The sequence below is a fragment of the Fructilactobacillus cliffordii genome (assembly GCF_024029355.1).
Classification (GTDB): domain Bacteria; phylum Bacillota; class Bacilli; order Lactobacillales; family Lactobacillaceae; genus Fructilactobacillus; species Fructilactobacillus cliffordii.
In genome coordinates this window covers 803,703-817,954 of record NZ_CP097117.1, presented here as the reverse complement: position 1 = coordinate 817,954, position 14,252 = coordinate 803,703, and the positions used below count along the sequence as shown (strand labels likewise).

The following is a 14,252-nucleotide window of genomic DNA, read 5'->3' as shown; positions in this document are numbered from 1 at the left end:
CTCACCTTGCGTGAGGTGCCTGAGTGGCTAGCAGTAATGTTAGTCAAAATAGAGGTGGGAACACGAGTCGGAATCGTCCTCAAGTTATCAATTTTGATAACTTGGGGACTTTTTTTATGGCCAAATTAATTCGACTGGTGGCCCACCAAAAACGGTCAAGGAGGAAATTATGGGTTACATCAATCAAGTTTTACCCAGTTTATTGGAAGGGTTAAAAATGACGCTGGGCGTGTTCGTCTTGACGTTAGTGGGTTCATTGCCGTTAGGAGTAATTGTTGCCATCCTGCAAAAATCACCGCTAAAAATTTTGCGCTGGATCATTGATACCTACATCACCATCATGCGGGGAACACCGCTCCTGCTACAAATTGTGTTTGTCTACTACGGGTTAAGTCTCGCCAACCTGATTACGCTACCCCGGTTTGAAGCGGCAGTATTTACCTTCATTTTGAACTATGCCGCTTACTTTGCCGAAATCTTTCGGGGTGGGATGCAGGCCGTTCCAGCTGGTCAATACGCCGGAGCCAAGGTACTCGGCTTTAGCCGGTTGCAAACGATGTGGTACATCACGTTACCGCAGGTGGTGAAAACTGTGATGCCATCGGTGGGAAACGAAGTGATCAACCTGATAAAGGATACCTCGTTAGTTTATGTCATTGGACTGGGGGACCTGATGCGGGCCGGAAACATTGCCGTATCACGAGACGTCACCTTAATTCCATATCTATTAGTCGGAGCAATGTACCTCGGGTTGACCATCATCTTAACCGTTGCGATGCGTTACATTGAAAAACGGCTCAACTACTACCGTTAGGAGGAAAGCACATGTTAAAGATTCAGAACTTAAAGAAATCATACGGCTCCCAGGTCGTCTTTCAGAATTTAAACATTGAAGTTCCCGACGGTGGAATTTTAACGGTTGTCGGACCTTCTGGAATTGGGAAAACGACTTTTTTAAACATCCTCGCGGGTTTAAGTTCTGCGGATGCCGGGACAATCGAACTAAACGGAAAACAGTTAGAACTTAGTCCCAACCGTCGGGGTACAGACGTCGGCGTGATCTTTCAAGACTTTAACCTTTTTCCCCAGTACACGGTCGCTGAAAACGTGACGCTGGCCCCGAAAGTGGTTAAAAAGGAAAACAAACATGAATACCAGCAACAATGCCAGGAGTTACTAAAGGAGCTGGATTTAAGCGACAAACAGGCTTCTTATCCGTTTCAACTCTCTGGGGGACAGAAGCAGCGGGTCGCCATTGCCCGAGCGTTAGCCATGAAACCCGGCGTATTAGCCTACGATGAACCAACTTCTGGACTGGATGAAGAATCGACTAACCGGGTCACAGAAGTGATTCAAAAGTTACAAAAACGGGGCGTGACGCAGATTGTGGTTACCCACGATTTGCCCTTTGCCCAAAGTTTAAACGGTCAGGTGTTGAACTTCGGGACGGACGTTGATCGTTAGAAAGGAGCTCTTGATGAAGAGAAAAAACAAGCTCATCATCGGAAATTTAGTGGTGCTGGCCCTCCTGGGTTTAGTCCTCGGGACCGTGTATTATCGGTTTAACCACCGGACCGATAGTTGGAAGAGCCTCCAAAATGAAAAAACGCTCAAAATTGGGATTGATGATACCTTTGTTCCGATGGGATTTCGGGATAAAAACAATAAATTGGTCGGTTACGACGTTGAAATGGCCCGGGCTGCTTGTAAGAAGCTCGGTTTGAAGCCCGATTTTCAAGTGATAGATTGGTCCATGAAAGAAACTGAACTAAACACCCACCATATTGATGCAATTTGGAACGGGTACACGGTGACACCAGAACGAAAGGAACACGTGGCCTTCACTAAGCCTTATCACCGGACGGGACAGGTCTTGTTAACCCGGGCTGATTCGGGAGTGAACCAACCCCAAGACATGCGTGGGAAGCAACTCGGAGTGCAATCGGGATCGTCCGGATTCACGCTTTTTCAAACGAACCCACAAGATCTAAAACAATACTTAACTAGTGCGCCCGTGCAGTACGATACCTTTGATAAGGCCATCAACGACGTACAGGTCGGCCGGCTGGGAGCGGTGTTAATCGACGAGGATTACGCTCGCTACTACCTGGCTCACAGTCACCCGAAGATTCCGTTAAAAATTGTCCCGACGAACTTCCCACCAGATGAAATGGCCGTGGGAGTGCGGAAGGAAGACAAGACCTTGCGGAAGAAACTTAACTGGGCCATCCAGGAATTACACCGGGATGGAACGGAACAGCGGTTAGCGCGCAAGTACTTTGGTACGCCACAACCGCCGCAACAAAAGCAACCAATGCAACCGCAACCAACGCAAAAACCATAAAAAAAGACGTCAATTAACTGACGTCTTTTTTGCTTGCACTAGTTAGCGCGCTTGGTTTGCTGGTTGCGATGGATTTTAACAGCGTATAACGAACCAATCTAGATTAACGAGCCGGTGAGGGCAAGGAGGGAGCTAATCTGGAAGAGTAGAACGATGGCGACAAAGGCCAGAAAGATTAACACGATGTAGCTCTAGAATGGATACCAGGGCATCTTGAAAATTAATTAATCCTTTTGACAAGCCACGTTGACTTCCTTGCGGTACTTCATCTGAGCTAGAATAATCAACGACCACATGAAGAGGAAGAGGGTCCCTCGTTTTGCTCTGCCATAGTGATGCTCCTTTGATAAGTTTAAAAATTTAGTGCAAGTCCGCATTAAAGGTTAATTCTATCATTTTGCTAGGTTTCATGTGAGGTATTGTGACATGTAATGAAGAAAATAAGCACATAAAAAAAGAGCCGACAAATAATTGTCGGTCCTTTTTCAGCTAAATGCTGATTTTTACTGTTCTTTGTACCAAGGGTAGTGGAAGCTTCCTGGACGGTCAACCCGTTCGTACGTGTGAGCACCGAAGTAGTCACGTTGTGCTTGTAACAGGTTAGCAGGAAGAACTTCAGCCCGGTATGAGTCAAAGTATGAAACTGCACCAGCTAATGATGGAACTGGAATTCCGTATTCAGTAGCAAAGGCTAAGATGCGACGGGCAGCATCTTGGTACTTGTTAGCGATGTCACCAAAGAATGGATCCATTAACAAGTTGTTCAAGTCAGGGGTCTTTTCAAAGGCTTTTGTAATTTCGTCTAAGAATTGAGCCCGGATGATACAACCTTCACGCCAGATTTGTGCCAATTCGCCGTACTTCAAGTTCCAGTCGTGGCTGGCAGAAGCCATCCGCATTTGTTCGAAACCTTGGGCGTAGCTCATAATCTTACCGAAGTAAAGAGCTTGACGCATGTCTTCCACGATGTCGTCACCGTTGTAAGTTGGTTTCTTTGATGGGCCGTTCAATACTTTAGCAGCAGCCATCCGTTCGTCCTTCAACATGGAGACGAACCGAGCGTAAACGGCTTCCGTAATTACTGATTGAGGAGCACCTTCGTCTAAGGCATCTTCTGAAGACCACTTACCAGTACCTTTGTTAGCACCACGGTCTAAAATCATGTCAACGATTGGCTTGTTCTTGTCGTCACCTAAGTCATCTTTACGAGTTAAGATGTCAGCAGTGATTTCAATCAGATAACTGTTTAATTCACCCTTGTTCCAGTCGGCAAAGATTTTAGCTAAGTCGTCAACGGAGTAACCAGCGGCGTTCCGTAAGATGTTAAATGATTCGTCAATTAACTCTTCGTCACCGTATTCGATTCCGTTGTGGACCATTTTAACGTAGTGACCAGCACCATCTGGACCGATGTAAGCAACACATGGCTTGCCATCTTTGGCCTTAGCAGCAATCTTTTCCAAGATTGGGGCAACCCGGTCATAAGCTTCTTTTTGACCACCAGGCATCAAAGAAGGACCTTGAAGGGCACCTAATTCACCACCTGAAACTCCCATTCCGATGAAGTTAATTCCTGATTTAGCTAATTCTTTGTTCCGAGCAATCGTGTCGTGGAAGTTTGTGTTACCACCATCGATTAACGTGTCACCCTTGTCTAACAATGGGAGAATTTCGTTAATTACAGCATCAGTTGGGGCACCAGCTTTAACCATCAATAAAATAGTCCGTGGAGCTTCAATTGATTTTACGAAGTCTTCAATGTTGTATGAAGGAATCAAGTTCTTGTCACTGTGATCCTCCATTACTTTTTCCGTCTTAGAAGCAGAACGGTTGTAAATTGCAACGGTGTAGCCGCGGCTTTCGATGTTAAGGGCCAGGTTCTTACCCATAACGGCCATTCCAACAACTCCGATGTTTGCTTTCTTGTCAGCCATAATATACCTTCCTTTTTTGGATATTATTTTTGTAAAATCCTACAATCATAGTTTATCATTAGAATTTACATTTGTGAAATAGTTTTCATTGTAAATTGAAAACGCTTTATTAACGAACGTTATTTGGCCAGTACCAACTATTGCCATCTCGAGCTAATAACTCGTCGGCAGCCTTTGGTCCCATGGAACCAGCTTCGTAGTTCGGGAAGTCACCAGGTTCGCTGTCCCACAGTTTTTGTACGGGATCCACGAACTTCCAAGCGGCGGCTACTTCTGGCCAGCTGGCGAAGTAAGTTCCGTCTCCCGTCAAAATGTCGTGGAAGAGCCGTTCGTATGGCAATGGTACTTTAGCAGCCCGTTGGTCGGATTGTAAGTAACCCAGGTCAATTGTTTCCGTGTGCATTCCTTGGTTGGAATTCTTGGTGTTGATGCTGAGCGTAATGCCAATCTTGGGATCGATGTAGAAGGAGAGTACGTTGCCTTGTAATTCAGGAGCTTGCTTGGTTCCCTTGGCAAAGATGTCTACTAACGGCTTCTTGAATTCAATGTCAATCCGACCTTGCTTGTCAGCCAACTTCTTTCCGGAACGAATGTAGAACGGCGTGTCGCCCCACCGGTGGTTGTTAAAGACAATCTTTCCAGCAGCGTAGGTGTCGTTGTTTGAATCGCTTGGCACGTCTGGTTCTTCCCGGTATGGAACTGAACCAGGACCAGCACCGTATTGACCACGCACGAAGTTTTGTTTAACTCCATCAGCATCGTAAATTTCCATGCTTTGCAGGGCTTTGACTTTTTCGCGTCGGATTTCCGTGTCAACGAAGGAGTTGGGTTGGTCCATGGCTAAGTAGCTCACTATTTGCAGGGTGTGGTTTTGAATCATATCCCGCAATGCACCAGCTGTATCGTAGTAACCAGCCCGATCTTCAACCCCTAGTTTTTCAGCCAGGGTAATTTGAACGTCCTTGATGTATTCGTGGTTCCACACGGCTTCAATCAGCGGGTTTCCAAACCGGAGAACTGGAATGGCTTCCGTCGTTTCTTTCCCTAAGTAGTGGTCAATCCGGTAGATTTGGTTTTCGTGAAAGGCGCTGGTTAAAGCGTCGTTAAGTTCCTTTGCGGATTCGTAGTCACGACCAAATGGTTTTTCAATTACTAAGCGGTTGAAACCACCGTTTGTAGAAAGCACACCTTGATCGTGCAGGCTTTGAGCCACGATACCAAAGAATCGGGGAGCCATCGAAACGTAAAAGACCCGGTTGCCTTCGGTTTCGTACTTTTGTTCTAGTTGATCAGCTAACTCTTTTAGGTCGGAGTAGTGATCCTTGTTGTTTACGTCATGGGATTTCCAGTAAAAGTGACTTGCAAATTCTTGTGCTTGATCTTGACTGTCAGCTTCACTAGCGATTGAGTCCATAATCTTAGCGCGAAATTCGTCGTCGGTTAGTGATTTTCGGGAGAGACCTATCAAAGCGAAATGGTCGTTACTCAAGCTACCTTTTTTATAGAGGTTAAAGATAGCGGGGTATAATTTCCGCAATGCTAAGTCACCAACTCCACCGAAAAGCATGAATAATGCTCGTGTTGGTGTTTCAGTTGCCATAACATTCACTCCTTCAAAAATTGGATAGATACACTACCAAGGATAAACCATAATTGGTCAGAATGGAAGGGGTTTGTTTCCCCGGTACGGCTGGAATGAAAACGCTATCTTAAACTGTGGGATACAACCGAATTAGACCAAAAATGATGGTCCAAATGCTCGGTTTTAAACCGGGACAAATTTGCTAAAATGAAACCGAACGATTTTGATTGCTTCATTAAAAAGGAGGGTCTTATGCAACGAACTCAACCAGCATGGTGGCAGGACGAAATTATTTACGAGATTTATCCGCGTTCCTTTAATGATAGTAACGGGGATGGAATCGGAGATCTGCCGGGGATTACGGCAAAATTAGATTATCTGCAAGAACTCGGCGTTACCATGCTGTGGCTCGCGCCCGTTTACCGCTCGCCGATGGTCGACATGGGCTATGACATTGCTGATTATCAAGCGATTGATCCGGCGTTTGGCACGATGGCGGACATGGAAGAATTGTTGAGTGCGGCCCACGACCGGGGACTGAAGGTCATCATGGATTTAGTATTGAACCATACCTCAGACCAGCACCCGTGGTTTCAGGAAGCACTTCGTGATCCAACTAGTCCATACCGGGATTATTACATCTTTAAGTCCGCTCCAGCAGCCCAAGCTCCGACCAACTGGCGGGGTATTTTTGGGGGCTCGACTTGGACTGCGGTTCCCGATGATCCAGAAACAATGTACTTTCACACCTTTACGGCGGCGCAACCAGATTTGAATTGGGAAAATCCAGAACTGCGGCAACAGCTTTACCGCATCATTAACTGGTGGTTAGCGAAGGGAATTGCTGGCTTTCGACTAGACGCGATTACCCATTTAAAGAAGGATCAGGATTGGGATAATCTGCCGGCCGATGGTCCCGATGGGTTAGTTAGCGTCACACGGAAGGGGCTTAACCGTCCGGGCTTAGGTAAGTTTTTACAAGAATTGAAAGAAGCCACTTTTGCCCGGCATGATTCCGTGACGATTGGGGAAGCCGCCGGGGTCCGGCCCGACCAACTAGCTGAATTCGTGGGACCAGCTGGTTATTTCTCCATGATCTTTGACTTTAGTTACCTTAATATTGACGTGACTGATGCAAATCAATGGGAGCAACCACGTGATTGGACCACTACGGAACTGGCCGACACTATCTTTACGAGTCAACGAGCCATCCAAACTGCGCAGGGCGTGTTTGCCAACGTTTTAGAAAATCACGACCAAAACCGGGCCCTGACCAAGTTTATTAAAAATCCTGTGGATCGAACTCCAGCAGCAGCCAAAGCCCTGGCAACTTTGTCGGTGTTCCTTCCAGGGGTTCCAGTGCTTTATCAAGGACAGGAGCTGGGGATGCACAATTTTACGCGCCACCACATCGAGGAATTTAATGACGTTTCTTCCATTAATAACTATCAACGCCTAATTAAAGCGGGTAAAACTCCGGATGAAGCACTAGCGATTGTTAACTGGCGCTCCCGCGATAACGCCCGGGTACCAATGCCATGGGATGACAGTCGTTTCGGTGGCTTTTCGACAGGAACGCCGTGGTTAAATCCAGGAACGGTCAAGCACGGGATTAATGTGGCAGCTGAACAAGCTGATCCAGAGTCCGTGCTGCACTATTATCAGCAATTATTACGGTTGCAACAGCAGCCGCAGTACCGGGACGTCCTCCGCACGGGTCAGTTTGAACCACTGGTTAGTCCAGCCGCGGTGATTGCATATCGCCGGCAAAATGAGCAGCAACGGTTATTGGTGTTGTTGAACCTGGAGCGGCAGCCCGTTTCGCTAGCCCATAGGTATCAAGGCCGGATTCTTTTGGATAATTTAAGCACTAAAGCAATCGGGAAAGGGGAAATTGTTGACCAATTAGAGCCTCAACAAGCACTAATCATGGAGGAATTGTGACGAAACAAGGTGATGTTTAATGAGGTTTAAATGATGATGGGCCTTACAGCCAGTGAGGAAAGGCGAGATTAGAGCAATTGATTAATTACAGAATATGTTAAGCGTGTTACAGAATTACAGTAACCGATGGTTTTTTTAAAATCGCTGTAATTTTGCTGTAACAATCGGCCTTTAGTATAGGGACTGTTAAATGATTCAGTAATCACTTAACGGAACTCAAGAATTCGAAACTGAAAACAACTTCCCATCTATTTAAAGGAGAGATTATTTCATGAAATTTAAAGGAATTAAAACTGTAGCCGCTATTACTGCTGTATCTGCTGGTGTATTATTAGCCGGTGCTAACAGTGCCAACGCTTCTACGACTGTAACTGTTAAAGCCGGAGACACTTTGTCACAAATCGCTGAAGACCACAACGTTTCAGTACAAAGCTTAAAAGATGCTAACAAGATTCAAGATATCAACAAGATTTATGTTGGTGAAACTTTCATCATTGGCGATGATGGAAACGTGCAAGTTGCTTCTACGCAAACTCCAGTGTCACCAGCCGTACAACCACACTACGAAGTAAAACAAGCAACTGTCCAAGCTGAAACTCCAGCTCAACCGGCTGCACAATCACAACAAACTAGCCAAGCCGCTCAAGCTGAAACTCCAGCCCAACCAGCAGCTCAGGCCCAACCACAACAAACTAGTCAAGCTGCTGCTCAACCAGCTGCTACGCAAACGCAACAAACTAGCCAAGCAGCTAGCACGCAAGCTTCAAGCAACAACGCTGCTGACAACGATGGTTCATTAGACTCAATCGCTGCCGTTGAATCAGGTGGTTCATACACTGCTCGGAACGGTCAATACATTGGTAAATACCAATTATCTGCTTCATACTTGAACGGTGACTACTCCCCAGCTAACCAAGAACGGGTTGCTCGTCAATACGCCATCAGTCGGTACGGTTCAATTGCTAATGCCGTTGCATTCCGGAACTCACACAACTACTGGTAAAAAATTAAATTAGGTTACTAAAAAAGACGCTACTTCGGTGGCGTCTTTTTTGTTATCCATATTTCAGTAAAAATGAACTAAACGTACTAAATAACGTACAATATAGCGTACAAAGGGATGGTAATATGAGCAAAGCATTGCTTAATTTGTTAATTTTAACAGCACTTATACCTTTAATATTTCTAACTGTATTAATAGTAATACAACTTAGTGTTTTTATTATTCAAAAAAGAAAATTACACTTTGATTTAAACGCTGTTCAGAAGAAAAAAATATAAATATTTTGATATATTTCTGATTGCGTTATATTTAATGCTATTGATATTTGTGAATAACGATATTGGTAGATTTGTTATTTTTATCTGTTTCTTTTTTGTTATTTATCTAAACAAAAAAATCATTTACTATAAATCTTGGTATATTGTCAAAAGTAATAACGAAGATATTAAAATATATAACCAAGCATTAAAGAAATTGTTTTCTCTATTGAATATAGCTTGTATTATACTTTGTATACTTCAGTTTCTTATAATTATAAGATAAGGTTAACTACTGTTATTGTTTAATGAGCGGGAAAACTACTTTAATTAAAATTCAACTACTTTATGTAAAGAAAAAGGTTAGTTTAGATAATAGTTAAGATATCTAAATTAACCTTTTTTATTTCCTTTGAATCAGTTCATGTTGCTGCTCTATTTTTTGTAAAACTTTAAGTATAAAAGATCCAATTAACATATTTATATTTTTTATTAAAATCGTATACTAATATAATTTGCTATTTTGTGTACCAAATGGTACCATGATGTAAAGGAGTGATTTTAATGAAAACAAATACAGCACAAATTCATTTTAGAACTAGTACCCTTAATAAGGACGAATTTGAAAAAGTTTTAAAAGAAAACGGATTAACTGCTCCAGAAGCGTTTCGTATTTTTATGAAACAAACAATTAACAACAATGGATTACCTTTTGAAGTAAACCAACCAAATAAACGACTAAAAACAGCAATTAGTAGTGATGATTACGTTAAGTTTGATAATGCTCAGGAAGGTTTAGATTGGTTAAATGACTAAACAATACAAACCTGCTTTTGAAAATCAATTCAAAAAACATTACAAACAAATGCTAAAACAGCCTAAATATAACAAAAATCAATTCAATGAAATATATTACTTATTAATTAACGATGAAGAAATTCCAGCTAAGTTTAACGACCATAACCTCATAAATCGAAAACCTGAACGAGAACTTCACATTAAACCAGATTGGCTTTTGATTTATCGGTACGATGGTGATTATATTAAATTCATTGATACCGGTAGTCATTCAGACTTGTTTGAATAATAAATATTAATAAATTACAGAAACAAGTATAAAGTAGTAAAATCTACATTACTACTTGTGGTAATGTATACAAATATATTTGTGCCTTCTGAGTGTATTTAAATTTCCAGAGTACTATTAAATTTAGTGAATTAATTTTAGCTGAGTAACCCACTGAATCCCTAGATAGTAAAAATAACAATCAAATTGTGCAATTACTTATAAAATTTAAAGAAACCAGCCCTACTAAAATAATTAGTAAGGCTGGCTTCTTTTATTTAGTTAATGTTATTTTTCATTTCAGTAATACAGATATCCCGTAAAGAACTGGGAATTGCAAATAGCTGCATAAACTCGTCCACGTTAATTTGATCCAGTTCTTTATCTTCTACATAAAATGGGATTAATAAGTCAATGGCCCCAATGTTAGCTTTTTGCTCGTAATGTGGTTTGAGCGCCGTTGAAAAGTTTAACTGAGCATCATTCGTATCGCACTGGACTACATGACTAATTTCATGAGCAATAATAAGGGGTAATTGCCGCTGATTAGGTTCGTTTGCATTAATCACAATCGAGCGTGTAGGAATGTCAGCAAATGACTTTGTTTCTGGCATCAACTTATCAGTGTAAACCACTCCAATATCATGATTTAACGCGTAGTTAAACAGGCTATTTATGATCTCTTGCATCTCTGAGCCTCCTTAAAATTTCCAGAACAGTTTGCTTATCTTCTTCTGGCACCGGTTTTCCTCCAAACATCATAATGGTTTCTAAATCGTCTAAATCAGCGGTAGGCCGTTCCCCGTTCCCCAAGAGATAATCAGTGGAAACGTTAAAGTAATTGGCTACTTTCTTTAATTTTTGTGAATTAGCGTTATCAACCCATTTCTGTAAAGTTCCATTAGGGAAACCCAGTTGATGTTCTAATTCGCGAATGGAAATATTTTTATTTTTGGCTAATTCCTTAATCCGTTGATAAATCGACATTTGCAGCACTTTCCCTTCATCTTTATAGAATATTTTTCTATTTATTGGTTGACATTTAGAAAATTAGTATATATAGTGTTTCTTGTAATCTAATTGATTACGAAGAACAAATAACTCCAACAGACGTGTTGGCTTTTTATTTGTCACCATTGTAGACTATTTATCTACAATAAGCAACGTAATTATAGATTATATAGCTTAATTAGTACTAATTACTCACAATTCAATTATACAAATGGAGGAAATTAACATGGATCAACAAGTTTTAAAAGTACAAAAATGGTTAAATTCAGAATACGGAAAGGTAAGTGGCTACACCAAGGTTAATGAAAATGGCCAAACTGGTTGGAAGACCATTTATGCTTTACGTGAAGGATTACAGCACGAATTAGGCATTAATCCTGTGTCCAGTGGCTTTGGGGACCATACTAAGTCAGCCTTAGCAGGCCAAGTAGCTAAATATCGGGTAGGTTATAAAGGCAACATCGCTAAATTAATTCAAGGTGCTTTTTGGTGTAAAGGTTATAGTCCAGCTGCCTTTAACACTAAATTTTCTAAAGGAATGCAAACTGCAGTAGACGAATTGCGTCAAGATGCAGGGCTACCCAGTGGTAATTTAACGGTTCCTTTAATGGCCGCTTTGTTTGATATGAGTGCCTTTAAATTATTAGGTGGGGGTACTACTGCTATCCGAAAAATGCAACAATACCTGAATCATAACTATCTTAGTTACTTTGGTGATGATTTAGGCTTAGTTCCCACTGATGGTCTTTACCAACGAAACACTAATACCGCTTTAATTTATGCCTTACAAGCAACTGAAGGTATGTCTACTAGTCAGGCAAATGGAGTTTATGGTCCCGGTACCATTAGATTAACGCCAACGATTTATCAAGGTACCAGTGGTCCGATTGTTAAAGTTATTCAATATGGTTTAATGGTAAACGGATTTTACGATGGACCTTTTGACGGGATTTATGGAAGTAACGTTGCTAATGCGGTATTCAACTTTCGGAATTTTATGAAACTTCCACCTTACAATGGATCCGCTAACTTAGCTGTAATCAAGGGATTATTAACCTCCAATGGTGATACTAACCGTGACTCTGACGCTTGTGATACCTCATTCCAAGTCTCCAGTTCAACAGCTAAAAAACTCAAAAGTTATGGTTTTAATTTAATTGGTCGGTATTTAACTGGAACGGTGGGTACTGGTTCAAATCGGCGGCAAAAAAATTTAATCCCGAGTGAGATTGAAGATTTGGTAAACGCCGGTTTGCATATTTTTCCCATTTACCAGGATAATGATGGCGATCAATCGTACTTTACTGCAGCTCAAGGATTCTCTGATGCACGAATTGCAACTTCTAAAGCAATTGAATTGGGATTCTCTGAAGGAACTACCATTTATTTTGCTGTGGATACTGACATTCAAGATGGAGATATTGCCGGAACGGTTATTCCATATATGGAAGCTGTTAATTATGCTATTAGTAAACGTTTTAAAGTAGGTATTTATGGAACCAGAAATGTATGCAGTAAAACACTAAAACGGGGTTATGCAGTAAATGCTTTTGTTTCCGATATGTCTACTGGTTACAGTGGGAACTTAGGCTACAAAATGCCAGATGGTTGGTCTATTGATCAATTTACCGAATATAACTTTGCAGATATCGCAATTGATCAAGATGCTTCATCTGGTAAAGATAAGGGAGCTAACAAGTTTAAGCCAGCTCCTAGAAATACCATTAGTCCAACCGAAGCCATGAAAAAAATTTTTGGTGACTTTTCATTAGACTATGGCAAAACATATGACATTATTAATATCGGTGCAGTCGAACTTTCTGTAAAGGTCGATCAAAAATATACTGTACAAGAAGGACATGGCTACATTGATATTCAAAATGGTAAATTTACTAAAGATGGCTTGTTTAGATATTTAACAGAAAATGGATTTAAAGATTCTCAAAATCTATACAATATGTTGGATGATTATGTAAATAACTTCAAGTTCACTGCGAACGTTGACCTAGGCAATTTATCCATTGGAGCCAGTATTCAGTTTGGAGAAGCCGAGATCTCAACTACTGTTAACGTATTTAAAGTAGGCAATAAAGAATTATCCGGGGAATTATCTTACACGATTACAATGAAAATTAAGGAAGAGAAACTCCCTAATATCGAGAAAATTGAGAAGTATGGTACTGAAGCAGTAAAAGACGTAAGCAGATTATACGGAGTCGTTGCTTATGATGTAGAATCGTTTGCTAATGTAGTTATCCAATTTATTGCTACTAAGTCTGTTAGTTCAGGAAAAGTGGCTCTCGCTGCTTTAGCCGCCCTATTCGCTTTTCTAACATCTCCCCAATTTATAGAATTTCTCTTAAATTTACTTAGATAATTACGATATGAATAATAAAGATATAATTAACACTGGAAATGCATAAAGAAAATATAATTTAGCTGCTTGCTTAATTACGTCTTTTAATCTTATAGATTGGTGTTTATATACTTTTTTACAAACAGATACATTCACGAAATTTGCAATAGTACATGCGATTAAAAATGACAATAGAACTAAAATTGAATTTAGCATGTTATTCATTAATGATCTTGCAATTGCTGTGTTGGGATTTATTATCAAGATTGGAAATATGAATCCAAAAACCAATGCATTTAGAAAAGGAACAACCATAAACAGTTTGGGAATTGGAATTAATGCCAAAAATAAGATTATTATTGCTAATACTACGTCATGGATAAGACCAGTAATGATGGGCTCATTGGGATGTAAGTATATTAATGCAACTTTAGTTGTATCAAAATCAGTAATAAAAATTAATGACATAAATAGTGATAAAATAGCTAAAAAGAAGATCACCATTTTTGTTAAAGTCTTAAGATTAAGTGGATTATCTTTAAAAATTTTAAGCATGAGATTCTCCTGTTATTATTAGTGGATTCCGGAACTTTTATTAATTAACCCAATATTCATCATTAATGATAGTATAGTTCTTGAATGTTTTACAATAATAGACGTGTGTCTTTTGAGTGTACCTAAATTACCCATTTAGGTACACTTTTTTCTTTGGCCACGAAACCCTTATCTTATATACGGTTATCTTAACCGAAAAG

At 40.8% G+C, this 14,252-nt stretch carries 13 protein-coding genes; 8 read left to right on the top strand and 5 right to left on the bottom strand.

The features are described from left to right. The first annotated feature begins 169 nt into the window (after positions 1-169). The 3 genes from M3M38_RS04100 to M3M38_RS04090 are packed head-to-tail and all read left to right on the top strand — an operon-like array spanning position 170 to position 2,344. The gene (locus M3M38_RS04100) at positions 170-814 is read left to right on the top strand and encodes an amino acid ABC transporter permease (RefSeq protein WP_252813640.1); all 645 of its coding nucleotides are present in this window, start codon (positions 170-172) and stop codon (positions 812-814) included. An 11-nt stretch (positions 815-825) separates the two neighbouring features. After that, complete coding sequence (locus tag M3M38_RS04095) at positions 826-1,464, top strand: amino acid ABC transporter ATP-binding protein (protein WP_252813639.1); 639 nt, start codon at positions 826-828, stop codon at positions 1,462-1,464. Positions 1,465-1,477: 13 nt separating this feature from the next. Further along, positions 1,478-2,344 carry an amino acid ABC transporter substrate-binding protein gene (locus M3M38_RS04090; protein ID WP_252813638.1) on the top strand — a complete coding sequence of 289 codons (867 nt, stop codon included), beginning with the start codon at positions 1,478-1,480 and terminating at the stop codon, positions 2,342-2,344. A gap of 503 nt (positions 2,345-2,847) precedes the next feature. Here the strand turns inward: M3M38_RS04090 and gndA are convergent. Beyond that, positions 2,848-4,278 carry an NADP-dependent phosphogluconate dehydrogenase gene (gndA, locus tag M3M38_RS04085; protein WP_252766494.1) on the bottom strand — a complete coding sequence of 477 codons (1,431 nt, stop codon included), beginning with the start codon at positions 4,276-4,278 and terminating at the stop codon, positions 2,848-2,850. A gap of 109 nt (positions 4,279-4,387) precedes the next feature. Next, positions 4,388-5,878: a glucose-6-phosphate dehydrogenase gene (zwf, locus tag M3M38_RS04080; RefSeq protein ID WP_252813637.1), complete on the bottom strand. Its 1,491-nt coding sequence runs from the start codon at positions 5,876-5,878 to the stop codon at positions 4,388-4,390. 234 nt (positions 5,879-6,112) lie between these two features. Here zwf and M3M38_RS04075 point away from each other — a divergent pair, with 234 nt between their 5' ends. The 4 genes from M3M38_RS04075 to M3M38_RS04060 all read left to right on the top strand — a co-directional run bounded on the left by M3M38_RS04075 (position 6,113) and on the right by M3M38_RS04060 (position 10,151). Further along, positions 6,113-7,804, top strand: coding sequence for a glycoside hydrolase family 13 protein (locus M3M38_RS04075; RefSeq protein ID WP_252813636.1), 1,692 nt, complete (start codon positions 6,113-6,115; stop codon positions 7,802-7,804). A gap of 271 nt (positions 7,805-8,075) precedes the next feature. Beyond that, positions 8,076-8,807, top strand: coding sequence for a LysM peptidoglycan-binding domain-containing protein (locus tag M3M38_RS04070; protein WP_252813635.1), 732 nt, complete (start codon positions 8,076-8,078; stop codon positions 8,805-8,807). An 821-nt stretch (positions 8,808-9,628) separates the two neighbouring features. Continuing rightward, complete coding sequence (locus tag M3M38_RS04065) at positions 9,629-9,880, top strand: type II toxin-antitoxin system RelB/DinJ family antitoxin (RefSeq protein ID WP_252766490.1); 252 nt, start codon at positions 9,629-9,631, stop codon at positions 9,878-9,880. Beyond that, positions 9,873-10,151 (top strand): type II toxin-antitoxin system YafQ family toxin, encoded by a 279-nt coding sequence (locus M3M38_RS04060; protein WP_252766489.1) that lies wholly within the window; start codon positions 9,873-9,875, stop codon positions 10,149-10,151. The genes M3M38_RS04065 and M3M38_RS04060 overlap by 8 nt, the downstream gene beginning before the upstream one ends. Before the next feature lie 257 nt (positions 10,152-10,408). Here M3M38_RS04060 and M3M38_RS04055 read toward each other — a convergent pair whose 3' ends face one another. Further along, a complete protein-coding gene (locus tag M3M38_RS04055) occupies positions 10,409-10,819 on the bottom strand; it encodes an ImmA/IrrE family metallo-endopeptidase (protein WP_252766488.1) in 411 nt (136 codons plus the stop codon). Next, positions 10,800-11,117 carry a helix-turn-helix domain-containing protein gene (locus tag M3M38_RS04050; RefSeq protein WP_252797366.1) on the bottom strand — a complete coding sequence of 106 codons (318 nt, stop codon included), beginning with the start codon at positions 11,115-11,117 and terminating at the stop codon, positions 10,800-10,802. Before M3M38_RS04050 ends, M3M38_RS04055 begins: the two co-directional genes overlap by 20 nt. Positions 11,118-11,367: 250 nt before the next feature. Here M3M38_RS04050 and M3M38_RS04045 point away from each other — a divergent pair, with 250 nt between their 5' ends. After that, positions 11,368-13,518, top strand: a complete 2,151-nt coding sequence (locus tag M3M38_RS04045; protein ID WP_252813634.1) for a glycoside hydrolase domain-containing protein — start codon at positions 11,368-11,370, stop codon at positions 13,516-13,518. On the opposite strand, the gene M3M38_RS04040 is transcribed toward M3M38_RS04045, so the two are convergent. Further along, entirely contained in the window at positions 13,519-14,052 is a 534-nt protein-coding gene (locus M3M38_RS04040) for a hypothetical protein (RefSeq protein WP_252813633.1), read from the bottom strand. Between the last annotated feature and the right edge of the window lie 200 nt (positions 14,053-14,252).

What these genes read in the sequence shown, in the direction of transcription:
- zwf (WP_252813637.1), bottom strand. Translation starts at nt 5,878, where the DNA reads ATGGCAACTGAAACACCAACACGAGCATTATTCATGCTTTTCGGTGGA.
- M3M38_RS04095 (WP_252813639.1), top strand. Translation starts at nt 826, where the DNA reads ATGTTAAAGATTCAGAACTTAAAGAAATCATACGGCTCCCAGGTCGTC.
- M3M38_RS04060 (WP_252766489.1), top strand. Translation starts at nt 9,873, where the DNA reads ATGACTAAACAATACAAACCTGCTTTTGAAAATCAATTCAAAAAACAT.
- M3M38_RS04065 (WP_252766490.1), top strand. Translation starts at nt 9,629, where the DNA reads ATGAAAACAAATACAGCACAAATTCATTTTAGAACTAGTACCCTTAAT.
- M3M38_RS04040 (WP_252813633.1), bottom strand. Translation starts at nt 14,052, where the DNA reads ATGCTTAAAATTTTTAAAGATAATCCACTTAATCTTAAGACTTTAACA.
- M3M38_RS04100 (WP_252813640.1), top strand. Translation starts at nt 170, where the DNA reads ATGGGTTACATCAATCAAGTTTTACCCAGTTTATTGGAAGGGTTAAAA.
- M3M38_RS04090 (WP_252813638.1), top strand. Translation starts at nt 1,478, where the DNA reads ATGAAGAGAAAAAACAAGCTCATCATCGGAAATTTAGTGGTGCTGGCC.
- M3M38_RS04055 (WP_252766488.1), bottom strand. Translation starts at nt 10,819, where the DNA reads ATGCAAGAGATCATAAATAGCCTGTTTAACTACGCGTTAAATCATGAT.
- M3M38_RS04070 (WP_252813635.1), top strand. Translation starts at nt 8,076, where the DNA reads ATGAAATTTAAAGGAATTAAAACTGTAGCCGCTATTACTGCTGTATCT.
- M3M38_RS04045 (WP_252813634.1), top strand. Translation starts at nt 11,368, where the DNA reads ATGGATCAACAAGTTTTAAAAGTACAAAAATGGTTAAATTCAGAATAC.
- gndA (WP_252766494.1), bottom strand. Translation starts at nt 4,278, where the DNA reads ATGGCTGACAAGAAAGCAAACATCGGAGTTGTTGGAATGGCCGTTATG.
- M3M38_RS04075 (WP_252813636.1), top strand. Translation starts at nt 6,113, where the DNA reads ATGCAACGAACTCAACCAGCATGGTGGCAGGACGAAATTATTTACGAG.
- M3M38_RS04050 (WP_252797366.1), bottom strand. Translation starts at nt 11,117, where the DNA reads ATGTCGATTTATCAACGGATTAAGGAATTAGCCAAAAATAAAAATATT.